Origin of the sequence: Nocardia vulneris (genome assembly GCF_001613425.1) — a bacterium.
Classification (GTDB): domain Bacteria; phylum Actinomycetota; class Actinomycetes; order Mycobacteriales; family Mycobacteriaceae; genus Nocardia; species Nocardia vulneris.
In genome coordinates, this window is the sequence record NZ_BDCI01000042.1 from 119618 (window position 1) to 143941 (window position 24324).

Genomic DNA, 24324 nt, shown 5'->3' on the forward strand with positions numbered 1-24324 from the left:
ACTTTCTCCCTGTCGGGTCCGTTGTTCGGAGTGAGACACCACCGACAGGAGGCAAGTCATGACAAGCCCCGCCACCACTCGTGTGCGCACCAGCGATCAGGACCTCGACGCCCAGAGCCCCGCAGCCGACTTGGTACGCGTGTACCTGAACGGGATCGGCCGCACCGCACTGCTCACGGCTGCCGACGAGGTCGAGCTGGCCAAGCGTATCGAGGCGGGCCTCTATGCCCAGCACCTGCTGGAGACCGGCAAACGACTGTCGGCCACCCGCAAGCGCGATCTGGCCCTCATCGTTCGCGAAGGCCAGGCCGCCCGGTCGCATCTGCTGGAAGCCAACCTCCGCCTCGTGGTCTCGCTCGCCAAGCGCTACACCGGCCGCGGCATGCCGCTGCTCGACCTGATCCAGGAAGGCAACCTGGGCCTGATCCGCGCCATGGAGAAGTTCGACTACGCCAAGGGCTTCAAGTTCTCCACCTACGCCACCTGGTGGATCCGCCAGGCCATTACCCGCGGCATGGCCGATCAGAGCCGCACCATCCGGCTGCCTGTCCACCTGGTCGAACAGGTGAACAAGCTGGCCAGGATCAAGCGTGAACTGCACCAGCAGCTCGGTCGCGAAGCCACCGACGCGGAACTGGCCAACGAGTCCGGCATCCCGGTCGACAAGATCTCCGATCTGCTCGACCACAGCCGCGACCCGGTAAGCCTGGACATGCCGGTCGGCAACGACGAAGAGGCCCCGCTCGGCGACTTCATCGAAGACTCCGAGGCCACCTCGGCCGAGTCCGCGGTGATCGCCGGCCTGCTGCACCACGACGTGCGCAGCGTCCTGGCCACCCTCGACGAGCGCGAACAGCAGGTCATCCGCCTGCGCTTCGGACTCGACGACGGCCAGCCGCGCACCCTCGACCAGATCGGCAAGCTGTTCGGGTTGTCCCGCGAGCGGGTCCGCCAGATCGAGCGTGAGGTCATGTCCAAGCTGCGCAAGGGCGAGCGGGCCGACCGCCTCCGTGCCTACGCCAGCTGACCCGATATGCCTGGTGCCGAACAGGTTTCGGCACCCGACGACGGCGCGTACCGTCGTCCGACCAGGTGACCCTCGGGGTCACCTTCCAGCGCCGGCCGGTGCCGCGCATCCCCGCCCCCTCCGGGAGTTCGCGCGAGCCGGTCGGCGCGAACTCCACTCCGTGCGGGCCCGCCGATCCGGTCAGGACGCGGCGTAAAACGTTGCGAGCGTGGCGAATGCGGCTTTCGGTTCCCACGGCAGATCCGGATAGGTGGGTCCACCACCGGATTCGAAGGTCTTGACGATGCCGTAACTGGCCAAGTCCAGGTCGTCGCGGGGATCGCCGCCGGGGCGATGCACGTGGTCGTAGAGGGCGAAGACGAAGACGAACGTGGCGGCTACGCCCTCGGCGTCGAAAACCTCCAGTAGTTCGTCGAGGTACGCGGCTTGGCCCGCTTCGTCGCGTTCGTAGTCGCCGTTCAAGCGGACCGGGCCTTGTGAGTCGTACTCGACGATGTCCAAGCCCTGCGCACCGCGATCCCCCGCGCCACGGTAGGTGGCGGAGCCGAATTCGGTGATGGCGACCGGTTTTCCGCACTCCACCAGCGCGCGCACACCATCCTGGAACCGATCTGCGACCTCCGCCGAGCGGTAGAGATCCACCGAGACGATGTCGAACAGGGTCCAATCAATGCGCTCGAACTGGATCGACGCATAGGTGACCGGGCCTTCGAACCGCTCTCGAACCAGTGCGACCGCCTTGCCGAGCACCTCGTTGACGGCCTCGCCTGCCGCGCGCAGCCGTTCGGCTCGCCCCTCCGGTCGCAGCAACGCGGCCAGACGTTCCTCGACCGTGTCGCCGGGCAGGAAACCCGGTGCCATGAGACTCAATTCGGCGCCGGTGACGAAGACCACCTCGGCACCGCCGCGTCTGATCCGCTCTGCGCGTTCGGCGCAGTCGGCGAACAACGCCAGCATCTCGTCCACGGACGATTCCAGCGGATACGGGGAGAACCACACGATCAAGCCGAGCTCGGCCGCGACGGTCGCGGCGAGTTCGAGACGTCCGGCATCGCCGCCGATCAGGCGTACCGCGTTGCAGTGCAGGTCGTCTCGGATGATGCGCAACTCCCGCTCGACGATCACCGGATCGAATCGCGTGCGCGAGAACTTTCCGTCACGCAGAAATCCGGTGTCGTAGCTGATGCCTTTGACCCGCATGGGAACCACCCTTTCGATGCTTAAGGTACAACACGTACCTTAAACATCGATGCGGTGGGCAGGCAAGTATGTTGTTTAGGGTACGATTCTGCGTGTTGATACACGAAGCTTGAGGGAGGACAGGATGCGGCAGCCGCAGGAGCAGCCGATGCGGCGCCGGGGTGCGGCCCTGGAGGAAGCGCTCTTGCGCGCGGCCGCGGACGAACTGCTCGAATCCGGATACGCCGGACTCACCATGGACAAGGTTGCGGTCCGCGCGGGCACCAACAAGAACGCCCTGTACCGGCGCTGGCCGAACCGGCTCGCGCTCGGCATCGCCGCCTACCGGCAGCTGACCACGGCGGTGCCGGCTCCCGACACCGGTTCGCTCCGGGAAGACGCGCTGAGCCTGCTGCGCGGCGCCAACCGCCACTGGAGTTCCCCGCTCGGCGGCATCCTCCGCGACCTCATGGCCGCCGCCGGTGGGGCCACCGAACTCCTGTCCCAGTTGCCTGATCAATCCGGCGACGCCACCGCCGCGCTCTGGCTCACTGTCCTGGGCCGCGCGGTCGCCCGCGGCGAAGCGGCTCCCGAGGCCCTGCACCCTCGCGTCGCCACCGTCGCAATCGTCCTGCTGCGCAACGAGTTCGTCACCCGCGGCGTCCCCACCGCCCCCGACGACATCCTCATCGAAATCGTCGACGAAGTCTTCCTCCCCCTCATCCGGCACCGCGGCCCGTCGCAGACCTGACCCCGGCACCTGCCCGCGGCTCGACGCGACGGGCCCGGTTTTCCAGCGCGACTCGACGGTCAGCCAACGCGACGGGCCGCGCTGTCGCGGCGCGGCTCGACGGGTCAGCCGAGGCGGCGGGGCCCGCGCTGTCGCGGCGCGGCTCGACACCGCGGGGCCCGGTGTCCCAGCGCGACTCGACGAGTTAGCCAACGCGACGGGCCCGCGCTGTCCCAGCGCGGCTCGACACCGCGGGGCCCGGTGTCCCAGCGCGACTCGACGAGTTAGCCAACGCGACGGGCCCGCGCTGTCGCGGCGCGGCTCGACGCGACGGGGCCCGGTGTCCCAGCGCGGCACGGCGAGTCAGCCAACGCGACGGGCCCGCGGTGCCGCGGCGCGGCTCGACGCGGCGGGGGTCGGTGCTTCAGCGCGGCTCGGCGGGTCAGCCGAGGCGGCGGGGGCCGGTGTCGAAGCGGCTGGGTTCGGGGCCGATACGGCCGCGGGCGTACAGGATTTCGGCGGAGTTGGTGGAGGCCAGGACCGGGTCGAAGGCGAGTTCGCGCATTTCGGGGAGGTCGTCGAAGAGGGCCGAGATGCGTTGGGCCAGTTCGGCCAACGCGGCCTTGTCGACGCGCGGACTGGCGGGGGTGCCGGAGAGCAGCGGTGCCGCGCGCGGGGCGTCTATGAGTGCGGTCGCTTCGTCAGAGGTGAGCGGTAGCGCGCGGTAGGCCCGGTCCCCGAGGAGTTCGATGATCAAGCCGGAGAGGCCGAATTCGATGACCGAGCCGAACGACGGGTCGTCCTGCACCCGCAGCACGCAGCCGACGCCCTTGGTCGCCATCTTCTGAATGTGCTGCACCGGATCGCCGCACAGCTCGGCGAGATCGGCGTAACCCTGCCGGACCGCCTCCGGCGTCCACAGATCCAGCCGCACACCGGTGAGATCCGGGCGCCGCCGCCACATTTCGCCGGTCGCCTTGGCCGCCACCGGATAGCCGAGTTCCTGGGCGGCCGCGACGGCCTCCTCCGCGCTGCGCACCTCCCGGAACTCCACGACGGAAATGCCGTAGCAGTCCAGCAGTTCGACGGTTTCCAGGTCGGTGAGCCTGCGGCCGCCCGCCTCGGCCATCCACTGCGCCACCAACCCACGCGCCCGCTCGGTGTCGATCCGATCCGGACGCTGCACCGGCGACACCGGCCGGTTACGCCATTGCGCGTAACGCCGGACCCGGGCCAAGGCACGCGCGGCTCGCTCCGGATCGGGATAACTCGGAATCGAGCCACGGACCGCCGCGGCGCCGTGCCCGCGCACAGCGAGCAGGTTCGGAATACCTTGCTCGGCAATAAAGGTCGTCAGGATCGGCTTGCCTGCGTCGGGCACGGCGGCGGCCGCCGCCCGGATCGCATCGGCGAATCCGGCCATCGGCACCGGCACCGGCGGCGCGAAAACCACCAGCACGGAATCGATCTCGTCGGACCGCAAGGCCGCGACGGTGGCGTCGAGATAAGACCCCGGCGTCGCCTGCGGGCCCAAATTCACCGGGTCCCCGACGGCCAGGCCTTCGGACTGCGCGGCATCGACTGCCAGCCAGTTCAACGCCGCACTGTTGCCGACCACCGCCAAGCGAGAGCCACCGGGCAGCGGCTGATAGCCCAGCAGCGCGGCGCAGTCGAACAGCTCCGAAATGGAGTCGACCTGCACGATGCCCGCCTGCGCGAACAGGTCTCGCACGATCGAGCGATCCATGTCCCCGCCCGGCTGCGCGGCGTGCCTGCCGCTGCTCACCGCGACGATCGGCTTGGTCCTGGCCACCCGGCGCGCGATCCGGGAGAACTTGCGCGGGTTACCGAACGACTCCAGGTAGAGCAGCACCACGTCGGTATCCGGGTCGGTGTCCCAGTACTGCAACAGGTCGTTGCCGGAGACGTCGGCGCGGTCGCCCGCCGAGACGAACGTCGACAGGCCCAGGTTCCGGGCCGCCGCCTCACCGAGGATGGCCGCGCCCAGCGGACCCGATTGACAGAAGAACCCGATTCGTCCCCGGCCGGGCAGCACCGGCGCCAGGGTCGCGTTCAGTGCCACCGCGGCATCGGTGTTGGCGATGCCGAGCGCGCTCGGCCCGACCACCCGCATGCCGTGTCCCCTTGCCGCGGCGACCAATTCGCGTTCGGCGGTACCGCCGCCCACGCCGGTCTCATCGAAGCCGGCGGTGAGCACGACGAGTCCCTTGACCCGCTTGGCCATGCAGTCGTCGAGCACCGAGGCGATCTCGCCGGGCGGCACCGCGACCACCGCGAGATCCACCTCGTCCGGGATCTCCCGCACTGTCGCGTAGGCGCGCACGCCGCGCACCGAGCGCCGATTCGGATTCACCGGGAACACCGGCCCCTGGAACACCCCGGACAGCAGATTGTGCAACACCGCGCCGCCGACCCGGCCGGCACTGGGCGTCGCGCCGATCACCGCGACCGAACGCGGCGTGAGCAGATTGCCGACGCTGCGGGCCTCCGAGGCGCGCTCGCGCGAATCCCGCACGGACAGCAGGGCTTCGGTGGGATCGATGGCGAACTCCAGGTGCAGCACCGAACCGTCCCTGCTGCGTTCGACCTGGTAGCCCGCGTCACGGAATACCGTCACCATGGTGGTGTTCTCGGCGAGCACCTCGGCGACGAACGTCTCGATCTTGTTCTCGGCGGCCGCACCGGCCAAGTGCTCCAACAGGATCGAGCCGAGCCCGCGTCCCTGATGCTCGTCGGCCACCACGAACGCGACCTCGGCGGCACGCCGCCCCACCCGGTCGAGCAGCTCGTAGCGGCCGACCGCGACGATCGCCGTGCCGAGCACCAGCACCAGGCCGACCCTGTCGTGATAGTCGACGTGGGTGGTGCGGTAGAGGTCTTTCGGCGAAATCCGCGGGTACGGACCGAAATATCGCAGATACCGGGTGCGATCGGAGAGCGCGCCGTGGAATTCCTGCAACCGCTCCGCGTCGTCGGGCGTGATCGGCCGCAGCCGCACCACCCCGCCGTCGGAGGCGAGGACGTCGGCGAACCAGTGCTGCGGTGGCGGAGGCGGGACCGCCGGGGTGTCCGGTGTGTCGGCGGGGTCAGTCACGAGGGTCCTCCGGATCCAGGCCGAGCAGTCCGAAACTCGCTCGGCGGGTGGCAAGCACGGCCGTGTCGACGGCGCGTTGGGCGCGGTCGAGGCGCGCGTCCCCAGTCTCCCCCGTCCCGCCGGGGCCATCCCACGGGCGGTAGTCGATGTCGCCACCGTCACCCATGGTGCGCGGCGGATCCGCCTGCGGCGCCACGGCCCGGACCAGATCGATCCAGTCCTGGGGAATCGCGGTCTCCGGCGCGATGGTCCGGTCCAGCGCCGTGGCCAGCAGATGTGTCCAGGCGCGCGGCACCACCCGGACCAGTCCGTAGCCGCCGCCCCCGACCGCGAGCCAGCGCCCTTCGGCGTGGTGGTCGGCCAGATCACGCATCGCGCGGAAGGCGGCGCGCTGGCCGTCCACCGTGAGCTCGAGATCGGCCAGCGGATCATCGCGATGGGTGTCCACGCCGCACTGACTCACCACGATCTGCGGCCGGAACGCCGCCACCGCGCCGGGCACCACCGCGTGGAAACCGCGCAGCCACTGGGCATCTCGGGTGCCGGGCAGCAACGGCAGATTGATCGAGGAGCCTTCCCCGGCACCGGCCCCGGTCTCCTCCGGCCACCCGGTGTTCGGCCACAGCGTCGCCGGATGCTGGTGCAACGAGATGGTCAGCACCCGCGGGTCGCCGTAGAACGCGCGCTGCACGCCGTCGCCGTGGTGCACGTCGACGTCGAGATAGGCGATGCGATCGAAGCCGTGGTCGAGCAGCCAGGAGATGGCCACGGCCGCATCGTTGTAGACACAGAACCCCGCCGCCGAGTCGGCCATCGCGTGATGCATGCCACCGCCGATGCTCACCGCCCGGTTGCTCCGCCCCTCCGCGATGGCCCGCGCCGCGGCCAGCGTGCCACCGACGATCACCGACGCGGCCTGATGCATGCCGGGGAACACCGGATTGTCCGGCGACCCCAGGCCGTACGGCGGCGCGAGCGGGGCGCCTTCGGGCGCTACGGCGTGCTCCACCGCGTCGATATAGCCCGGGGTGTGGATGCGCAGCAGGTCGGCGCGCTCGGCCGCGGCCGGCGCCAATAGTTCGACACCGTCGAGTAATCCGAGACTTTCGGCGAGCGCCATGGTGAACTTCAGACGCGCCGGTTTCATCGGATGCTCCGGAGTCCAGGTGTAGTCGAGGAACCGGTCGGTCCAGACGACGGTTCCGGTGCTGCGCTCTGCGCCGGGTGGCGCCGGGTGTTCGCTGCGCGGTGCAGTGGCCATGGTCGCCACGCTACGCGGGAAGGTACCGACCCCGTTGAACGTTGCTATGCAGTAGAAATACAAGCAAGTGCGATAACGGCGGCTCGCCGTGCGCCGACCGGAATTCCGCAATGCCGCGTCCGATGCGGCGCGACACCATCCGGCGCACGGTCGTGTCGCTGTGCGTAGGTAGAATTCGTGCCGACGAAGGGGTAACAGGTGAAGGATCTTGTCGACACCACGGAGATGTATCTCCGTACCATCTACGACCTCGAGGAGGAGGGCGTGGTGCCCCTGCGCGCCCGGATCGCCGAGCGCCTCGAGCAGAGTGGACCGACGGTGAGCCAGACCGTCGCGCGGATGGAGCGCGACGGCCTGCTGCTTGTCGCCGGAGACCGCCACCTGGAGCTCACCGAGAAGGGCCGCAGCATGGCGATCGCCGTGATGCGCAAGCACCGCCTCGCCGAGCGCCTGCTCGTCGACATCATCGGCCTGGACTGGCAGAACGTGCACGCCGAGGCCTGCCGCTGGGAACACGTGATGAGCGAGGACGTCGAGCGCCGCCTGGTCGAGGTGCTCAACCACCCGACCACCTCCCCCTACGGCAACCCGATTCCCGGTCTGGACGAGCTCGGCATCGTGCCGCCGACCTCCGCCGAGGAGACCCTGGTCCGGCTGACCGACCTGCCGCACGGCCAGGTGCACGCCGTCGTCGTGCGCCGGCTCGCCGAGCACATCCAGACCGATCCCGAGGTCATCGGCCAGCTGCGCGAGGCGGGCGTGGTGCCCGATGCCCGCGTGACGGTGGAGAACAAGCCGGGCACCGTCGTCATCACGGTGCCGGGGCACGCGGGTTTCGAACTGTCCGACGAGATGGCGCACGCCGTCCAGGTGAAGCTGGTCTGATCCGTGAAACTTCTGGTCACCGGCGGTGCCGGGTATGTCGGCGGCGTCTGCGCGCAGGTGCTGCTCGAGGCGGGGCACGAGGTCGTCGTCGTCGATGATCTGTCCACCGGCAACGCCGACGGTGTCCCCACCGCGGCCCGCTTCGTCGAGGGTGATGTGGCGCAGGCCGCGCCGACGCTGCTCGCCGCCGAAACCTTCGACGGTGTGCTGCATTTCGCCGCGCAGTCGCTGGTCGGCGAGTCGGTGCAGCATCCGGAGAAATACTGGCACGGCAATGTGGTGAAGACCTTCGAGCTGCTCGAGGCGATGCGCCACACGGGCACACCACGATTGGTGTTCTCCTCCACCGCCGCGGTGTACGGCGAACCGGAGCAAGTGCCGATCACCGAGGACGCCCCGACCCGGCCGACGAACCCGTACGGCGCGTCGAAGCTCGCCATAGATCACGCCATCACCTCCTATGCGATCGCGCACGGGCTGGCGGCGACCAGCCTGCGCTATTTCAATGTCGCCGGCGCCTACGGTGGCCTCGGCGAGAACCGGGTGGTGGAAACACATCTCATTCCGCTGGTGTTGCAGGTCGCGCTCGGGCACCGCAAGGCCATCTCGGTATTCGGCACCGACTGGCCGACGCCCGACGGCACCGCCGTGCGCGATTACATCCACATCCGTGACCTCGCCCAGGCCCATCTGCTGGCGTTGACCAGCTCCGAGGCGGGCACGCACCGCGTGTACAACCTCGGCAGCGGCACCGGTTTCTCGGTCCGCGAGGTGATTTCGGCCTGCGAACGCGTCACCGGTCTGCCGATCGCCGCCCAGGACGCGCCGCGCCGCCCCGGCGACCCGGCCACGCTCATCGCCTCCAGTGCCCGCGCCATCGCCGAACTCGGCTGGCACCCCGAGCACCACGATCTGGACGAAATCGTTTCCGACGCTTGGACATTCCTCCAGTCACTCGGCTCCCGCGCGCACAGCGCCAAGTAGCCCGCGAGGCCGAGCGCCCGACCTGAACGACTGGTCCGGATGCCCGATCACGGCACCGGGTAACGATCGCCCCACACGCCGTGCTGCCCCGGTGGCAGCACGGCGCACTCCCCGACCGCCCCCGGCGCCGGACCCGTCGGCATCCCGCACCGCTACCCCGGACCGCGAATCATGCACCGCGGCAGGGCTTCACATCGGAGGTTCGCCGAGGTCTATGCCGAGGTCCGCGGCGGCGTGGTAGCCACTGCGGGCGAGGCGGCGCATCTGTTCCGGACGCATGCCGAGCGACAGCGACGTCTCCAGCAGCAATGCCATGGGGTGGTCGGGATCAGCTGTCAGTGCTGCCTCCAGCGCGATCCCGGCCAGTGGACCGTCGCCCCTGGTGTAGGCGCTGTAGCCGAGCAAGGCGGCGGCCTCCGCGCGGTCGCGTCCCCGCAGCGCGCGGGTCAGGACGGCCCACAGTCCTTCGGCCGCCGCGGCATGGTCGCCGACCGCGAGCGCGAACATGGCGTCGCGCACGGACCGATCACGCAGTGCGGCAGCGAGTTCGGCCAGTTCCCGGGCCATCGGCTCGTTGTCGGATTCGAGGTTGGCGACCTGCCACAGCACGTATTCCAGGGCTTGCCTGCTATAGGCATCCGGCTCGCCGCGGCGCACCGCGCGGGCGTACCGATCGCGGGCGATAGCGAGCGCGGTGTCCAGCAGCGCGGCGACCTCGTCCTGGAGCGCGACGTCCTCGGTCACCATCGCGGCCAGCTCGGCGCGGGAGCCGAGGACCGGCCGCCCGTCGAGCACCTGCGACAGCGCCACCGCGGAGGTGGCCGGATCCGCCAGCAGTCCACTGCGTTGCTCGCCGAACAGACTCCACCACCGCTCACCCGGTCGGATCGCGCGCACGGCCCAGGCGCCGGCGAGCGCGATGTCCTGGGCGGCGAGCCGCCGGGCGAGGGCGGCGACCAGCATGTCGAATCGCCCTATGCCGCAACGCTCGACGATGTCGGAGCCGCACAGATCCGGCTCGACGGACCGATCGTCGACCACCACCGCGAGCACCTCGGCCACATCGTCGTGCGCGGATACCTGGGCCACACACCGTGCCACCTGTTCGGCGCGCAGCCGTCCGCGCCCGCCCTCCTGGTCCAGATCGAACCGCATGACCGCGTCGATGATCGCGCCGTCGTCGCGATCCGGCACCGCCCGCAGCACGAGCACGACGAGCGAGCGCTCCGGCGCGAACCCGATCATGGCGGGCACCCCCGCGATCAGATCCCCCGGCTCGTCCACGTGCACCACACACTCCGGTGTCTCGACGCCGAAAGGCGGTGCGGGCTCCGCACAGACCAACGCGAGATCGGCCTCGATATCCGCCGCCCAGTCCGCTCCCTCCGAGCCCGCGGCCCCGTCGCGCCCCGTTGCGTCCTCGCGCCCCGCCAAGTCCTCGCGCCCCACCACGGCCTCGCACCCCGCCAAGTCCTCGCCCACCTCGACGGCGCACTGATCCGCGCCCAGCACCACCTCGTCCGAGCGGGACGGAGGGTTCCCGTCACCTGCCATGCTCACGCCCACCTCGGCAGCGCTCTGATCCGCGCCCGGGACCACCTCGTCCGAGCGGGAACGCGAGTCCTCACCACCCGCCACGGACACGCTTTCGTCCCGCGCGCCCGCCACCGCGCAATCGTCCGGCTGCACACACGTCCCAGCTCGCGCACAGTCGTCCGGGCGCGCGCAGTCGGCCGAGCGCACGGCAGCGTCCGGCAGCGGCCGCCGCTTCAGGAAGCTGCACGAGCGCAGCGCGACAGCGAGACTCACCGGTGCACGAGATGTACTGCTGCGCAACGTGGGACGGGAGCAAGGCCCGCCGGGGACGGCGCCGGGCACCGAATCGGACGCCAGGACGGTGAGGTACGGGTTCACGGGAGTGGTCATGGCAGCGAGCCTGCCCGCGCACCCCGTCGAACGACCCACGCCGACCAGGCAATTCACCGCGCCTGTGGATTCCGCCGAATTGTGGACAACCGCACGCACCGCCGCCGCGCGAGCACTCCCGCTTGTCACCGGACGGTGCTACGACCCCTGTTCGACCCGGTGGGCGGTCGTCACGAACAGCTCGTTCACCGCCGCCGTGTCGGGCTCGGACGCGGAAAAGGACAGATAGGTCACGGTGATTCGCACATCACCGATCTGCCCGGTCACCGCCCGCATCGTCTGCGTCAGACCGGCGCCCGCGACGTCCGGCAGGACCGTCCGCCGCAACCCCAGCGCATCCTCGGCCTCGGACTCCGGGGCGGCGACGAGTTCGGTCGTCACGGTCGTCCCGGCCCCGCTCTGATTCACCCGCATCGACCTGCACTGTGTCAGCTGGCTGCGCAACGCCGCCAGCGGCTGGCGGGTCCGCGCCAGCTCGACGGTGACGGTGGCCCGGGTGGCGTCGTCGGTGCCGACCACGACCGCCCGCTGATCGGCGCCGAATTTCGGTTCCGGCGGTGCGCATTCCGGTGGTTGTACCCGAGCGCCGCGCCCCACCCCGGTGAGGTCGCCCGCGGCCTGCGCGGCGGCCTCCGGCGGCAGCACCACCGCCGGGTAGCGCTTCGGGAACTGCGCAGGTTCGGGCAGCAGCATGGCCAGGGGGCTGCTGATCTGGCGGGTCACCGACGTCTGCTCGGCCGACACCGGATGCCCGGTCACGGTCGACCCGCAGCCGGCGAGTAGCACCGCACACGCCGCGGGCATGGCGAAGCGCACCCGCTTGCGCGTCGAATCCGCCACAGTCACCCGATCCACTGTGCCAAACTCCCGGTGCCCGCCCGCGGTGCCACGCCGCGCGCCGGGAATGCACGGCACACCGGAACTGTTGGCTCGTCGTATGGGTCGGTGTCCGACCGTGCACGGTGGCGGTCACCGGCATGGGGGACAATGGACATGGTCCCGTCCCGGTCGACCGCTCTCGAACGACATCCCTGTCGAGCGCCGAGCGTCGCCGGTGCAGGAACCGCGCAGGAAGGAGTACGCGATGGAGCACGAGTCGCGAATGTACGAACTGGAGTTCCCCGCTCCCCAGCTGTCGTCCGACGATGGCGCCGGTCCCGTCCTGGTGCACGGGCTGGAAGGCTTCACCGATGCCGGGCACGCGGTGCGGCTGGCCACCACGCACCTGCGCGAGAGTCTCGAAAGCGAACTGGTTGCCTCGTTCGATGTGGACGAGCTGCTGGACTACCGCTCCCGCCGCCCGCTCATGACCTTCAAGACCGACCACTTCTCCGAGTACGCCGAGCCCGAGCTGAACCTCTGGGCCCTGCGCGATACGGCGGGCACCCCGTTCCTGCTGCTCGCGGGCATCGAACCGGACCTGCGCTGGGAGAAGTTCACCACCGCGGTGCGCCTGCTCGCCGAACAGCTCGGCGTGCGCCGCAGCATCGGCCTCAGCGCGATCCCGATGGCGATCCCGCACACCCGCCCGCTCGGCGTGACCGCGCATTCCTCCGACCGGGATCTGATCCCCGAGCATCAGCGCTGGCCGGGCGAGCTGCAGGTGCCGGGCAGCGCGTCCTCGCTGCTCGAGTACCGGATGGCCCAGCATGGTCACGAATCGGTGGGCTTCTCGGTGCACGTGCCGCACTACCTGGCCCAGACCGCGTACCCGGAGGCGGCGCAGACGCTGCTGGAGAACGTCGCCGACAACGCGGGCCTCGACATCCCGCTCGCCGCGCTCGGCGAGGCCGCCGCGCGCGTGCGCGAGCAGGTCAACGAGCACATCGCGGGCAACTCCGAGGTGGAGACCGTGGTGCACGCGCTGGAACGCCAGTACGACAGTTTCGTCAGCGCGCAGGAGCGCCAGTCGAGCCTGCTCGTCGGCGACGGCGAGCTGCCCAGCGGTGACGAGCTGGGCGCCGAGTTCGAACGGTTCCTCGCCGAACAGGGCGGCTACGAGGGCGGCCCGGAAACAGACGAGCAGCGGTAACAAGCCTCCGCACACCGGCACGTAGGGTGTGCGGAGTGGATTTGACCGAGCTGCTGGAGATACCGGGAACCGACGCCGACGCGTTGTACGAGTCCTTCGGGGCTTGGGCCGCCGAGCAGGGCACCCCGCTGTATCCGGCGCAGGACGAGGCGCTGCTCGAATTGGCGTCCGGTGCCAATGTCATCCTCGCGACGCCGACCGGTTCCGGTAAGTCGCTGGTCGCCGTCGGCGCCCATCTCATCGCGCTCACGCAGGGCAAACGCACCTACTACACCGCCCCGATCAAGGCGCTGGTCAGCGAGAAGTTCTTCGCGCTCTGCGACGTATTCGGCGCCGAGCGGGTCGGCATGGTGACCGGTGATGCCGCGGTCAACGCCGACGCCCCCATCATCTGCGCCACCGCCGAGATCCTCGCGAACCTCGCCTTGCGCGAGGGCGCGGCCGCCGATGTCGGCCAGGTCGTGATGGACGAGTTCCACTTCTACGCCGACCCGGATCGCGGCTGGGCCTGGCAGGTCCCGCTGCTCGAACTGCCGCGCGCGCAGTTCCTGCTGATGTCGGCGACCCTGGGCGAGGTCGATTTCTTCGCAAAGGATCTCGAGCGCCGCACGGGCCGATCGACGGCGGTCGTCGCGGGCACGGAACGTCCGGTACCCCTGACCTTCTCGTACGCGCGCACACCCATCACCGAGACGCTGGAAGAGCTCGTCACCACCCACCAGGCTCCGGTCTACGTGGTGCACTTCACCCAGGCCGCCGCGCTCGAGCGGGCGCAGGCGCTCACCAGTGTGAACTTCGCCACCCGGGCCGAAAAGGACGCCATCGCCACGGCGTTGGGCGAGTTCCGGTTCGCGTCCGGTTTCGGCAAGACGCTCTCGCGGCTGATCCGCCACGGCATCGGCGTGCATCACGCGGGCATGCTGCCGAAGTACCGCAGGCTGGTCGAACGCCTCGCCCAGGAAGGGCTGCTGAAGGTCGTCTGTGGCACCGACACCCTGGGCGTCGGCATCAACGTGCCGATCCGCACGGTGCTGCTGACGGGGCTCACCAAGTACGACGGCGTGCGCACCCGCAGGCTGAAAGCCCGTGAGTTCCATCAGATCGCGGGCCGCGCCGGGCGCGCGGGCTACGACACCATGGGCACCGTGGTGGTCCAGGCGCCCGAGCACGAGGTGGAGAACACCCGGCTGCTCGCCAAGGCCGGCGACGATCCCAAGAAACAGCGAAAAGTGGTGCGCCGCAAGCCGCCCGAGGGTTTCGTCTCGTGGAGCGAGGAGACCTTCGACCGGCTGATCGCGGCCCAGCCCGAGCCGATGGTCTCCCGCTTCACCGTGACGAACTCGTTGCTGCTCAACGTGATCGCGCGGCCGGGCAACTGTTTCGATGCGATGCGACACCTGCTCGAGGACAACCACGAACCGCGTCCCGCACAGCGCAAACACATCCTGCGTGCCATCCGGCTCTACCGCGCGCTGCGCGACGCCGGGGTGGTCCAGCAGCTCGACGAGCCCGACGCACAGGGCCGGCGCGCCCGGCTCACCGTCGACCTGCAACGCGACTTCGCGCTGGACCAGCCGCTGTCACCGTTCGCCCTGGCCGCCTTCGACCTGCTGGACAAAGACGCGCCCGGCTATACCCTCGATGTGGTGTCCCTCATCGAATCCACGCTCGAGGATCCGCGCCAGCTGCTGATGGCTCAGCAGCACAAGGCCCGCGGTGTGGCGATCAACGAGATGAAGGCCGACGGCATCGAATACGACGAGCGGATGGAACTGCTCGAAGAGGTCACCTGGCCCAAGCCGCTGGCCGAGCTGATCGAGCCCGCCTTCGAGACCTATCGCACCGGGCATCCCTGGGTGTCGGAGTTCGCGCCGTCGCCCAAATCGGTGGTGCGGGACATGATCGAGCGATCGATGACCTTCGCCGAGCTGATCTCGTTCTATGAGCTGGCGCGCTCGGAGGGCGTGGTGCTGCGCTATCTCGCCGACGCCTACCGCGCGCTGCGCCGCACCGTGCCGGATGCCGCGCGGACCGAGGAGCTCGAGGACATCACCGAGTGGCTTGGCGAGCTCGTCCGGCAGGTCGATTCGAGCCTGCTCGACGAATGGGAGCAGCTCACCAACCCCGGCGCCGAGACCGACGCCGAGCAGCTCGCCTTCGGCGCGGAGACGGTCCGGCCGATCTCGGCGAACGAGCGCGCCTTCCGCGTGATGATCCGCAACGCCATGTTCCGCCGCGTCGAGCTGGCCGCGCTGCGCCGCTGGGACCTGCTCGACGAGCTCGGCACCGGCCCGGACTGGGCCGCCGAATTGGCCCCGTACTTCGCCGAATACGAGCGCATCGGCACCGGGCCGGACGCGCGCGGACCGCAACTGTTCCAGATCGAACGAAGACCCGGATTCTGGCAGGTGCGTCAGGTTCTCGACGACCCGGCGGGCGACCACGGCTGGTCGATCGTCGCGCTGGTGGACCTGGCCGAGTCCGATGCCGCCGGTGAGATCGTCTTCGATGAACTCACGGTGTCCGCGGGCTGATCCGCACCGCCGCTCGGCTCCGATCTCTACAGAATCCATACAGGTCATCGACTACTTCGCGCCGCTTTTCGAGGGCAGAGTCGGCCTGTGGTCACCGTGAGGTTTGACGGATTCGTTTCTGGGTAGGGGCCGCTGCTACTCTTCCCGCTGCTGCCCGAGCGAAAGATCAACTATGCCCGAATCACCGTTCCTTGTCATCTACCCCGAGCGAGTGCGCGAGAACTACCGCGCGCTCCGTGCCGCCATGCCCACGGCACGAATTCGCTTCGCGGTCAAGGCAAGCCCGGTGCCGGAGCTGATCCACGTGCTCGACGAGGAAGGCGCCGAATTCGACGTCGCCAGCATCGGCGAGATCGAGCTGTGCCTCGCACTCGGCGTCGAGCCGCAGACGCTCTGCTACGGCAACCCGATCAAGAAGGTCGCCGACATCGCCCGCGCGTACACGCTCGGCGTGCGCCGCTACGCCTTCGACACCGAGGACGACCTGCTGCGCATCGTGCAACACGCGCCGGGCTCGGAGGTCGAATGCCGTTTCCTCGCTGCGGCTCCCGAGTCGCGCACCCCGTTCGGCACCAAGTTCGGCTGCGCGCCCCATGAGGCGTTGCGGCTGCTGGTCCGGGCGCGTGACCTCGGATTGACGGTGGCGGGACCGTACTTCCACGTCGGCTCCCAGCAGCTCGACCCGAACGCCTGGCGGATCGGCGTCGAACAGGCGGGCCACATCGTGCAAGCCTTGGCCGACAAGGATATTCACGTCTCCTCGGTGAATATCGGCGGCGGCCTGCCGATCGCGTACGCCGACCCGGCGCCCGCGCTCGACGAGATCGCCACGGTGGTCGGCGCCGCCGTGGCCGAATACCTGCCCGCCACCGCCGGTTTGGTGGTCGAGCCCGGCCGCGCGCTGGTCGGGTCGGCGGGTGTCATCCACGCCGAGGTCGTCGGCGTGCGCGTCGCGCCGGACGGCCGGCGCTGGGTGTATCTCGACATCGGCCGCTACAACGGCATGGCCGAGACCGAGAACGAGTACATCGCCTATCGATTCGTCACGGATCGGGACGGCGACCCTGTCGACGAGGCAGTGGTGGCCGGTCCGACCTGCGACGGAGACGATGTACTGTATCAACGCACGCGGGTCCTGCTACCGACCACGTTGCGAGCCGGTGATCGCATCCAGATCCTCGACACCGGCGCCTATACCGCGAGTTATTCGTCGGTGTCCTTCAATGGTTTTCCGCCCTTGACCGTGCACGTCTCGGGCGCTGAACCTACCCGCCCCGCCGGCTGACGCCGGCTGCCAACCCCTAGGCGAGAGTGAGTATGCCCATGACGGCAGATTTCACCGGCTGGCATGTGCTGGCCGAGTTCGGTGGTGTCGACGCGGCTCTTTGCGACGACCTCGAACAACTCGAATCGGCGTTGCGCGAGTCTTTGATCGCCGCGGGCGTCACCATCTGCGATGTCGTACACAAGAAGTTCGATCCGCAGGGGGTGACTGTCCTCGCGCTGTTGTCGGAGTCTCACGCCTCGATTCACACCTATCCCGAGTCCGGCGACATCTTCGTCGACGTCTTCACCTGCGGCAGTATCGGCGCCGGCGCGTCGAAAGCCGTCGAACTCCTGCGAGACAAGCTCTCTCCCAAGGATGTTCGCATGCAGGTGATCCGCCGCGGGCACGGCTCGCAGCGGATCGAGGAGCCGGTCGGCGCGGGCCTGACCCGCATCTGGGACCTGCACGAGGTGATCGTCGACACCCGTACTCCGTTCCAGCACATGGTGATCGCGCGGACCGAGCAGGGCATCAGCCTGTTCTCCGACGACGATCGCCAGTCCACCGAGTTCTCCCAGCTGACCTACCACGAGGCCATGATGGTGCCCGCCTTCGTGCTCGCCGAGAAGCTGGACAAGGTACTGATCATCGGTTCCGGTGAGGGCGTGGCCAGTCAGATGTCGGTCGCCGCGGGCGCGAGCCTGGTCGATCACGTCGACATCGACCAGCTCGAGGTCGAGCTGTGCGCCGAGCACCTGCCCTACGGCTACACCAGCGACGAGCTGGCCACCGCGGTCAAGGGCGAGGGCCCGGTCAAGGTGCACTACGCCGACGGCTGGGACTTCCTCGCCGATGCCGCGCAGGCGGGCACCCGCTACGACGTCATCGTGATCGACCTGCCCGACGAGCGGGTGGAGGACGCGCAGCACAACCGCCTGTACGAGGCGGAGTTCCTGTCCCGATGTCGGGCGCTGCTCGCGCCCGGTGGCGTGCTCACCGCGCAGGCGGGCTGCGCGACGATGTGGCGCAACGAGACGCTGAAGCGCTCCTGGGCTCGGTTCCACGAGCAGTTCGGCACCGTCGTCCAGTACGGCAGCGACGAACACGAGTGGACCTTCCTGTTCGGCCTGAACGAGCGCGTCGACGATCCGGTCCAGGGCATGACCGATCGTCTGGTCACCCTCCCCTACCGCCCCGAGACCATCGACGCTCGCGCGCTGGTCCGCGGCGCGATCGAACCGCACGCGCTGCGCGTGTAGCTCGTCACGAACGCCCCACCGGCCGGGAAATCCGTTGGCCGGTGGGGCGTTCGGCTGTTCAGGACCGACCGCGCCGGTACTCCTCGACGTCGACGCCGCCCACACCCCAGTTGGCGAGCGCGACTTCGTCGATCACCACGAACGTGGTGGCCGGGTCCTTGCCGAGGACCTCACGCAGCAATTCGGTGACGCCCGCGATCAGCCGGGACTTCTGTTCCCGGGTGACGCCCTCGTCGGTGACCTTGATGTTGACGTACGGCATCAGGCAGCCCGCCCCGACAGGTAGCCGCCGTCGACGGGGAAGATGTGTCCCGTGGTGAACTCGGCGTCGGCGAGATACAGCACAGCGGCGGTGGTTTCGGCGACCTCGCCGATCCGGTTCAGCAAAGCCAGCCGGGCAGAGGCGGATTCGTCGCCGTCGCCGAAGAGCGGGGTACGGATGACGCCCGGGGCGACGGCGTTGACGCGGATGCGGTCGGCGGCCAGTTCGGCGGCCAGGCTGGTGGTGAGCGCGTGCACACCGCCCTTGCTGACCAGGGCGGCGGAGGCGGGCAAGCCGGCCAGCGCGTGCTCGACCAGCACCGTCCCGATGTTCACGATGCTGCCACCCGTCTGCTGCTCGCGCAGTCGGCGAACCACTGCTTGGGTGGTGAAATAGGTGCCTTTGAGGTTGCCGTCGATGTAGCTGTCGAGTTCGGCCTCGGTGACGTCCACGAACGGCGTCGCACCGAAGATGCCCGCGTTGTTCACCAGCACGTCCACCCCGCCGAACCGGTCGACGGCGGTCCGCACCAGCGCCGAACCCGTTGCGGGGGAACCGATGTTGCCCGCGACGGTCGCCACGTTGGCCGGGGCGCCGAGCGTCGCGGCCACCTCCGCGAGTTTGCCCGCGTCGCGGCCGTTGAGTACCACGTTGTCGCCGCGCGCGATGAAAGCGCGCGCGATGTCCTGTCCGATCCCGCTGGAGGATCCGGTCACGATCACCGTCTTGGTCATGTTCTTCCTCATCTCTCGATACGACCGGTCGTCTTGGAATAGATATAGTGAGACCACCGGGGATTTCTCGCGACCATCAGGGTCGGAAGTAGTCGTCCAGCAGCCGGTTCAGGCACTTGTGCAGCGGGTCGAGCGTCCGGTCGATCTTCATCCGGATCACCGCGCCCTCCCAGGATTCGAGCAACAGATCAGCCAGTTCGGTCGCGTCGATATCGGCGCGGATCTGCCCCGCCGCCTGCGCCGCGCGCAGCTGCTCGGCGACCCGATCCCGCCACGCGCCCCACGCGCTCGACAACGACTCCCGCAGCAGCTCACTGCCTTCCAGCTCGCCGCCGAGATTCGCGATCAAGCAGCCGCCGGTGAAATCCGCCGCGACGAACTCGTCCATCAGACGGCCGAAGAACGCGCGCAGCCCACTGATCGGATCCGCCGCCGCCCCGAACGCCTCGGTCAGGTTGCGCTGCACGCACAGTGAGTGATGCTCGATCACCGCCCGCCCGAAACTCTCCTTGCTGTCGAAATAGTTGTAGAACGACCCCTTGGGCACCCCGACCTTGTCCAGCACCTGCTTGATCCCGGTGCCGTGATACCCACTGCTCAGAAACCCCGCAGCCCCCTCCTCCACCAGCAGCTGCCGAGTATCTCCACTCCGTCGAGGTCGCGCCATGCGCCCAATATACGACCGGTCGTCTACAAACGCCAACTCGGGTTGGAGGTGGGTATTGCCCACTTGGTTCATCGGTGACAAGATGGGCGCGGAGGTAAATGCGATGACAATGTCCTTGGACCTGAGCCACTTCGAGATAGTCGGTGAGAGCGAGGCCGATTCCCGGGGGCGCGTCGCACTGGGACGTGCGGGCGCACGCCCCGGCCGCCGATATCAGGTACGCATCAACAGCGACGGGGTGGTGGTCTTGGTGCCGGTGGTCTCGATTCCGGAACGCGAGATGATGGTGTGGGAAAACCCTCATCTCGCCGAACAGATCCGGCAGGGTGTCACCGACGCCGAGTCCGGAAGCACGGTCGACCTCGGCGATTTCACGCGGTACGCCGACGATCCCGAGGACAAGGACTGACCGGGTGGCGTACGAACTCCGCTTCGCCCGTGCCGCCGCCGACGCATTGCAGAAATTGGCCGAAAAGCCCAACACGGCAACAAAACTGAAGAAGGTACGCAAGGCCTTGGGTCTGCTACAGACAGATCCGCTGTACCCCGGCCTGAATTCGCATCTCTACCAGAACTTTCCAGGTCTGGAGAAGAACAAGGTCTGGGACTCCTACGTCGAGAATCACACACCCGGAGCCTGGCGCGTCTATTGGATGTACGGCCCCGACATCGAACGCGACGGCGAACTCGTTTCCATCATCACCGTGCTGGCGATCGGTCCGCACCTCTGAATCGCGGGAGGATCACTCGCCCAACACGGGCGAGGTCGCGGCGCGCCAGGCAAGGGTGTGCGTGACGAAGGAGGCGAGGTGGGGGCGGGCGAAGGTGGGGGCGTCCCAATTGTCTTGGGCGGCAGGGCCGGTCCACACGTAGGTCCAGGGGGTGGCGGGTGGGTGCGATAGGGGGATGGGGCGGAGGTCGTATTCGTCGTCTTCGAAGGTGTCGAGGATGTGCCACTCCCCCGCGGTGAGACCGGTGATGAGGACCCCGGGGGCGACGGCGTCGGGGTGTGGCACCAAACCGGGGTAGAGCAGGCCGGGCAGGGCGGCGGCCCGCCAGCCGACCGCGGCGGCCGGTGTGAGCGCCGGTACGCGACCGAGCAGCACCTCGAGCATCTCCGGGAACTGCAATGTCCCGTACGCGAACAGCGCATGCCCAGCACCGTTCACCGCAGACAGTCGACCAGCTCCGGCATCCCGCGATCCCATGCAGGGATCGTCTCCCGCATCCCCCCTCCCCGCCAGTCGAAACAGTCCGCATGCACCAGCAACGCAGCTCCGGCGGCGAGACGCACGCCGATCACCGCGGTCATCAGAGACTCGATCAGGAGGAAAGATCTAACAGAACCGCTGCACCGCAGCGGCTTTCGCGGGGTCGGTGCGAGCTACCCCGGGCGCTGGGTAACTACGCCGGGCGCTGGGTGCGGATGATGGCGGCCAGGTATTCGTAGTCGTCGGCGCGGGCGGTGGAGGTGCGGTAGGCGAGGCCGATGGTGCGGCCCGGGGCGGGGGTGGCGAAGTGGGCGGTATCCAGTGTGCCGCGGGCGGTTTCGGCGGCGACGGCCATTTCCGGGATGAGGGTGACGCCGAGACCGCCTGCGACGCATTGCACCACCGTCGCCAAGGACGCGGCGCGGGTGTCGCCGACCGCCGCCGGATGGATCTCCGCGGACCGGCACACATCGAGGGTCTGGTCGCGTAGGCAGTGCCCCTCGTCGAGCAGCAGCAGCGGTAGCGAGTCCAGGACCGCAGGCACGAGATCCTTCCGTCCGGCGAGTTCGTGACCGCGCGGCGTGACCAGCACGAATTCTTCGGTGTACAGGGGTATTTCGACCAGTCCGGGCAGATCGGCCGGTAACGCGAGCAGCGCGACGTCGAGCACGCCGGTGCGCAGCCCGTCCAGCAGCCGCGCGGTCTGATCCTCGATCACCTGCGGGTGCAGCGCGGGTAACTTCTTGCGTAACTCCGGAAGAAGGCCGGGTAGCACATACGGGGCAACCGTCGGGATGATCCCCATCCGCAGCGACCCGCCGAGCCCGTCGCCGGTCGCCGACGCGACGAACCGGTCCGCCGCCTCGAGTGTCGCCATCGCCTTGGGCAGCAAGCGCATCCCCGCCGCGGTGACGAGCACCCGCCGCGTGCTGCGCTCGATCAGCTGCAGCCCCAACCCGTGTTCGAGGGCCGCGAGCGCCTGCGATAGCGTGGGCTGGCTCACACTGAGCCGCGCTGCGGCAGTGCCGAAGTGGCGGTATTCCGCGACCGCTACGAACGCACGCAGCTGTGACAGGGTCGGCTGATAAGTCTGATCGGTCACGGCTATCAGTGTAGTGCGACTGATCACCTTTACCTTTCACTAGCCCTTCGGCAAGATCGAAAGGGAGCTTTTCTGCTTTTCTGCACAGTGCTAGCAAACCCACCCAGAACTGAGGAGATTAGGCATGGCCTTGCTGACCATCGGCGACCAATTCCCGGCATACAACCTCACCGCCGTCATCGGGGGTGACCTGTCCAAGGTCGACGCTCAGCAGCCTGACGATTACTTCACCACCATCACCAGCGACGATCACGCGGGCAAGTGGCGCATCGTGTTCTTCTGGCCGAAGGACTTCACCTTCGTGTGCCCGACCGAGATCGCCGCGTTCGGCAAGCTCAACGAGGAATTCGCGGACCGCGACGCGCAGGTGCTCGGCGCCTCCGTGGACAACGAGTTCGTGCACTTCCAGTGGCGGGCCCAGCACGAGGATCTGAAGACCCTGCCGTTCCCGATCCTGTCGGACCTCAAGCGCGAATTGGCCTCCGCCACCGGCGTTCTCAACGCCGACGGCGTGGCGGACCGGGCCACCTTCATCGTCGACCCGAACAACGAGGTCCAGTTCGTCTCGGTGACCGCGGGTTCGGTCGGCCGCAATGTCGACGAGGTGCTGCGGGTGCTCGACGCGCTGCAGTCCGACGAGCTGTGCGCCTGCAACTGGAAGAAGGGCGATCCGACCATCAACGCGGGTGAACTGCTCGCCGCGAGCGTCTGACGCCACCCCCGCAGAACTACGAAACTCAGTGAACCAGAGAAGGATTACGACATATGAGCATTGAGAACCTGAAGAACTCCCTCCCCGAGTACGCCAAGGACCTCAAGCTCAATCTGTCATCGCTCGCGCGCACCACCGTGCTGAACGAACAGCAGCTGTGGGGCACCCTGCTGGCGTCGGCGGCCGCGACCCGGTCGGCGACCACGCTGCGCGAGATCGCCGAGGAAGCCGCCGACGTGCTGTCCGAGCAGGCCTACAACGCCGCGCTCGGCGCCGCCTCGATCATGGGCATGAACAATGTCTTCTATCGCGGCAAGGCGTTCCTCGACGGGCGCTACGACGACCTGCGGGCCGGCCTGCGGATGCAGATCATCGGCACGCCCGGGGTCGACAAGGCCGATTTCGAGCTGTGGTCCTTCGCGGTCTCCTCGATCAACGGCTGCCAGCACTGCCTGGAAGCGCACGAGCACACGCTGCGTGAGGCGGGCGTGTCCCGTGAGGTGATCTTCGAGTCGCTGCGTGCGGCCGCGATCGTCGCCGGAGTCGGCCAGGCTGTGCAGTCGACCGAAGCGCTGGCCGGCGCCACGGTCTGATCGCTCGGGTACCGGAGGCCGCCGTTTCGCTCACCGAAACGGCGGCCTTCTCGTTCGCAGGCCACTGACCAGCGCCGATTCGCCGCGGAACGCGTGGTGTCCGTCACGCGACCGGTCGCTGTCGCCGGTGCCGAGTAGGCTCGGCGCTCATGGGGACACAGGTAGATGTTGTGCGAGTGTTCACCGACAGCGCGGGGCGTTTCGGGAACGAGCTGGGTATCGCGCGGGCCGCCGACGTGGCCGCCGCCGAGCACCAGGCGCTCGCGGCCAAGGCCGGGTACAGCGAGACCGTCGTGGTCGAGGACGCGGTGAACGGTGTCGCCCGGATGCGGATCTACACGCCGACCGTCGAATTGCCCTTCGCCGGACACCCCAGCGTGGGCACCGCCTGGTGGTTCGCCGAGCAGCACACCCCGATCGAGCGACTCGAGGTCCCGGCCGGGCCGGTCGCGGTGGAACTCGCCGAGGGTCTCACCTGGATCACCGCCCGCGCGGAGTGGACACCGAACTTCACCTTCCACGAACTGCCCGACGCCGCGGAACTCGCCGCGCTGCGACCGGACGACTTCACCGGCGGCCCGCACTATCTATGGACCTGGACCGACCAGAACCGCGGGACGTTGCGTTCGCGCATGTTCGCGCCCACCCTCGGGATCGCCGAGGACGAGGCGACCGGCGCCGCCGCCGTCGCCATCACCGCGCAGCTGCGCCGCAGCCTGATCATCACCCAGGGCCAGGGTTCCCAGCTGTTCACCGGCTGGGACTCCGACGGCTGGGTCCGCCTCGGCGGCCGAGTAGTCGCCGACCAGACCATAGAGATCTGAACCGCTTCCCGCCGGTCCCG

General features: G+C 68.8%; 24 protein-coding genes. 13 read left to right on the forward strand and 11 right to left on the reverse strand.

What is annotated here, in order from left to right:
* Positions 1-58 precede the first annotated feature (58 nt).
* Positions 59-1027 (forward strand): sigma-70 family RNA polymerase sigma factor, encoded by a 969-nt coding sequence (locus tag NVU01S_RS36320; protein WP_014986732.1) that lies wholly within the window; start codon positions 59-61, stop codon positions 1025-1027.
* A 180-nt stretch (positions 1028-1207) separates the two neighbouring features.
* On the opposite strand, the gene NVU01S_RS36325 is transcribed toward NVU01S_RS36320, so the two are convergent.
* Complete coding sequence (locus NVU01S_RS36325; RefSeq protein WP_043679539.1) at positions 1208-2227, reverse strand: glycoside hydrolase family 113 protein; 1020 nt, start codon at positions 2225-2227, stop codon at positions 1208-1210.
* Positions 2228-2351: 124 nt separating this feature from the next.
* Between NVU01S_RS36325 and NVU01S_RS36330 the strand changes: the two genes are divergently transcribed.
* Positions 2352-2957, forward strand: a complete 606-nt coding sequence (locus NVU01S_RS36330) for a TetR/AcrR family transcriptional regulator (protein ID WP_043679542.1) — start codon at positions 2352-2354, stop codon at positions 2955-2957.
* 421 nt (positions 2958-3378) lie between these two features.
* Here NVU01S_RS36330 and NVU01S_RS36335 read toward each other — a convergent pair whose 3' ends face one another.
* Complete coding sequence (locus tag NVU01S_RS36335) at positions 3379-6051, reverse strand: bifunctional acetate--CoA ligase family protein/GNAT family N-acetyltransferase (RefSeq protein ID WP_043681053.1); 2673 nt, start codon at positions 6049-6051, stop codon at positions 3379-3381.
* The gene (locus NVU01S_RS36340; RefSeq protein ID WP_043681050.1) at positions 6044-7312 is read right to left on the reverse strand and encodes an acetoin utilization protein AcuC; all 1269 of its coding nucleotides are present in this window, start codon (positions 7310-7312) and stop codon (positions 6044-6046) included. The genes NVU01S_RS36335 and NVU01S_RS36340 overlap by 8 nt, the downstream gene beginning before the upstream one ends.
* Before the next feature lie 198 nt (positions 7313-7510).
* Here NVU01S_RS36340 and NVU01S_RS36345 point away from each other — a divergent pair, with 198 nt between their 5' ends.
* On the forward strand, positions 7511-8197 hold the full coding sequence (locus NVU01S_RS36345; protein ID WP_029903602.1) for an iron-dependent transcriptional repressor DtxR: 687 nt from the start codon (positions 7511-7513) through the stop codon (positions 8195-8197).
* Positions 8198-8200: 3 nt separating this feature from the next.
* Positions 8201-9181 carry a UDP-glucose 4-epimerase GalE gene (gene galE / locus NVU01S_RS36350; protein ID WP_043681045.1) on the forward strand — a complete coding sequence of 327 codons (981 nt, stop codon included), beginning with the start codon at positions 8201-8203 and terminating at the stop codon, positions 9179-9181.
* Between the two features lie 189 nt (positions 9182-9370).
* Here the strand turns inward: galE and NVU01S_RS45105 are convergent, their stop codons facing one another.
* Together NVU01S_RS45105 and NVU01S_RS36360 are read right to left on the reverse strand one after the other, a co-directional pair.
* Positions 9371-11107, reverse strand: a complete 1737-nt coding sequence (locus tag NVU01S_RS45105; RefSeq protein WP_244467525.1) for a DUF4192 domain-containing protein — start codon at positions 11105-11107, stop codon at positions 9371-9373.
* Between the two features lie 138 nt (positions 11108-11245).
* Complete coding sequence (locus NVU01S_RS36360; protein ID WP_244467524.1) at positions 11246-11953, reverse strand: sensor domain-containing protein; 708 nt, start codon at positions 11951-11953, stop codon at positions 11246-11248.
* Between the two features lie 238 nt (positions 11954-12191).
* On the opposite strand from NVU01S_RS36360, the gene NVU01S_RS36365 reads away from it, so the two are divergent.
* From NVU01S_RS36365 to speD, 4 genes are all read left to right on the forward strand, one after another.
* A complete protein-coding gene (locus NVU01S_RS36365; protein WP_014986742.1) occupies positions 12192-13139 on the forward strand; it encodes a PAC2 family protein in 948 nt (315 codons plus the stop codon).
* A gap of 35 nt (positions 13140-13174) precedes the next feature.
* Positions 13175-15673, forward strand: a complete 2499-nt coding sequence (locus tag NVU01S_RS36370) for a DEAD/DEAH box helicase (protein ID WP_043681042.1) — start codon at positions 13175-13177, stop codon at positions 15671-15673.
* A gap of 172 nt (positions 15674-15845) precedes the next feature.
* Positions 15846-16958 carry a type III PLP-dependent enzyme gene (locus tag NVU01S_RS36375; protein ID WP_043681039.1) on the forward strand — a complete coding sequence of 371 codons (1113 nt, stop codon included), beginning with the start codon at positions 15846-15848 and terminating at the stop codon, positions 16956-16958.
* 38 nt (positions 16959-16996) lie between these two features.
* On the forward strand, positions 16997-18199 hold the full coding sequence (gene speD / locus NVU01S_RS36380; protein WP_043681036.1) for an adenosylmethionine decarboxylase: 1203 nt from the start codon (positions 16997-16999) through the stop codon (positions 18197-18199).
* Positions 18200-18257: 58 nt separating this feature from the next.
* Here the strand turns inward: speD and NVU01S_RS36385 are convergent, their stop codons facing one another.
* From NVU01S_RS36385 to NVU01S_RS36395, 3 genes are all read right to left on the reverse strand, one after another.
* Positions 18258-18461 carry a tautomerase family protein gene (locus NVU01S_RS36385; RefSeq protein WP_043681033.1) on the reverse strand — a complete coding sequence of 68 codons (204 nt, stop codon included), beginning with the start codon at positions 18459-18461 and terminating at the stop codon, positions 18258-18260.
* Positions 18461-19195 (reverse strand): SDR family NAD(P)-dependent oxidoreductase, encoded by a 735-nt coding sequence (locus NVU01S_RS36390; RefSeq protein WP_043681030.1) that lies wholly within the window; start codon positions 19193-19195, stop codon positions 18461-18463. Before NVU01S_RS36390 ends, NVU01S_RS36385 begins: the two co-directional genes overlap by 1 nt.
* Positions 19196-19271: 76 nt before the next feature.
* Positions 19272-19862 carry a TetR family transcriptional regulator C-terminal domain-containing protein gene (locus NVU01S_RS36395; RefSeq protein WP_043681028.1) on the reverse strand — a complete coding sequence of 197 codons (591 nt, stop codon included), beginning with the start codon at positions 19860-19862 and terminating at the stop codon, positions 19272-19274.
* Between the two features lie 103 nt (positions 19863-19965).
* On the opposite strand from NVU01S_RS36395, the gene NVU01S_RS36400 reads away from it, so the two are divergent.
* The gene (locus NVU01S_RS36400) at positions 19966-20271 is read left to right on the forward strand and encodes a hypothetical protein (RefSeq protein WP_209444890.1); all 306 of its coding nucleotides are present in this window, start codon (positions 19966-19968) and stop codon (positions 20269-20271) included.
* A gap of 4 nt (positions 20272-20275) precedes the next feature.
* Positions 20276-20593, forward strand: a complete 318-nt coding sequence (locus tag NVU01S_RS36405; RefSeq protein WP_043681022.1) for a hypothetical protein — start codon at positions 20276-20278, stop codon at positions 20591-20593.
* Positions 20594-20605: 12 nt separating this feature from the next.
* Here NVU01S_RS36405 and NVU01S_RS36410 read toward each other — a convergent pair whose 3' ends face one another.
* From NVU01S_RS36410 to NVU01S_RS36415, 3 genes are all read right to left on the reverse strand, one after another.
* A complete protein-coding gene (locus NVU01S_RS36410; protein WP_209444889.1) occupies positions 20606-21031 on the reverse strand; it encodes a gamma-glutamylcyclotransferase family protein in 426 nt (141 codons plus the stop codon).
* Complete coding sequence (locus NVU01S_RS44365; protein WP_167829462.1) at positions 21028-21174, reverse strand: hypothetical protein; 147 nt, start codon at positions 21172-21174, stop codon at positions 21028-21030. Before NVU01S_RS44365 ends, NVU01S_RS36410 begins: the two co-directional genes overlap by 4 nt.
* A gap of 92 nt (positions 21175-21266) precedes the next feature.
* Positions 21267-22175, reverse strand: a complete 909-nt coding sequence (locus tag NVU01S_RS36415; protein WP_043681020.1) for a hydrogen peroxide-inducible genes activator — start codon at positions 22173-22175, stop codon at positions 21267-21269.
* A 124-nt stretch (positions 22176-22299) separates the two neighbouring features.
* On the opposite strand from NVU01S_RS36415, the gene NVU01S_RS36420 reads away from it, so the two are divergent.
* From NVU01S_RS36420 to NVU01S_RS36430, 3 genes are all read left to right on the forward strand, one after another.
* Positions 22300-22887 (forward strand): peroxiredoxin, encoded by a 588-nt coding sequence (locus NVU01S_RS36420; RefSeq protein ID WP_043681017.1) that lies wholly within the window; start codon positions 22300-22302, stop codon positions 22885-22887.
* Positions 22888-22940: 53 nt separating this feature from the next.
* A complete protein-coding gene (ahpD, locus tag NVU01S_RS36425) occupies positions 22941-23480 on the forward strand; it encodes an alkylhydroperoxidase, AhpD family (protein WP_029903584.1) in 540 nt (179 codons plus the stop codon).
* A 149-nt stretch (positions 23481-23629) separates the two neighbouring features.
* Positions 23630-24304 (forward strand): PhzF family phenazine biosynthesis protein, encoded by a 675-nt coding sequence (locus NVU01S_RS36430; protein ID WP_043681013.1) that lies wholly within the window; start codon positions 23630-23632, stop codon positions 24302-24304.
* Positions 24305-24324 lie beyond the last annotated feature (20 nt).

Bases quoted from the DNA above. Each gene is read 5' to 3' on its own strand.
- NVU01S_RS36320 (WP_014986732.1), top strand. From the start codon at position 59: ATGACAAGCCCCGCCACCACTCGTGTGCGCACCAGCGATCAGGACCTC.
- NVU01S_RS36325 (WP_043679539.1), bottom strand. From the start codon at position 2,227: ATGCGGGTCAAAGGCATCAGCTACGACACCGGATTTCTGCGTGACGGA.
- NVU01S_RS36330 (WP_043679542.1), top strand. From the start codon at position 2,352: ATGCGGCAGCCGCAGGAGCAGCCGATGCGGCGCCGGGGTGCGGCCCTG.
- NVU01S_RS36340 (WP_043681050.1), bottom strand. From the start codon at position 7,312: ATGGCCACTGCACCGCGCAGCGAACACCCGGCGCCACCCGGCGCAGAG.
- NVU01S_RS45105 (WP_244467525.1), bottom strand. From the start codon at position 11,107: ATGACCACTCCCGTGAACCCGTACCTCACCGTCCTGGCGTCCGATTCG.
- NVU01S_RS36365 (WP_014986742.1), top strand. From the start codon at position 12,192: ATGGAGCACGAGTCGCGAATGTACGAACTGGAGTTCCCCGCTCCCCAG.
- NVU01S_RS36375 (WP_043681039.1), top strand. From the start codon at position 15,846: ATGCCCGAATCACCGTTCCTTGTCATCTACCCCGAGCGAGTGCGCGAG.
- speD (WP_043681036.1), top strand. From the start codon at position 16,997: ATGACGGCAGATTTCACCGGCTGGCATGTGCTGGCCGAGTTCGGTGGT.
- NVU01S_RS36385 (WP_043681033.1), bottom strand. From the start codon at position 18,461: ATGCCGTACGTCAACATCAAGGTCACCGACGAGGGCGTCACCCGGGAA.
- NVU01S_RS36390 (WP_043681030.1), bottom strand. From the start codon at position 19,195: ATGACCAAGACGGTGATCGTGACCGGATCCTCCAGCGGGATCGGACAG.
- NVU01S_RS36395 (WP_043681028.1), bottom strand. From the start codon at position 19,862: ATGGCGCGACCTCGACGGAGTGGAGATACTCGGCAGCTGCTGGTGGAG.
- NVU01S_RS36400 (WP_209444890.1), top strand. From the start codon at position 19,966: ATGACAATGTCCTTGGACCTGAGCCACTTCGAGATAGTCGGTGAGAGC.
- NVU01S_RS44365 (WP_167829462.1), bottom strand. From the start codon at position 21,174: ATGACCGCGGTGATCGGCGTGCGTCTCGCCGCCGGAGCTGCGTTGCTG.
- NVU01S_RS36420 (WP_043681017.1), top strand. From the start codon at position 22,300: ATGGCCTTGCTGACCATCGGCGACCAATTCCCGGCATACAACCTCACC.
- ahpD (WP_029903584.1), top strand. From the start codon at position 22,941: ATGAGCATTGAGAACCTGAAGAACTCCCTCCCCGAGTACGCCAAGGAC.
- NVU01S_RS36430 (WP_043681013.1), top strand. From the start codon at position 23,630: ATGGGGACACAGGTAGATGTTGTGCGAGTGTTCACCGACAGCGCGGGG.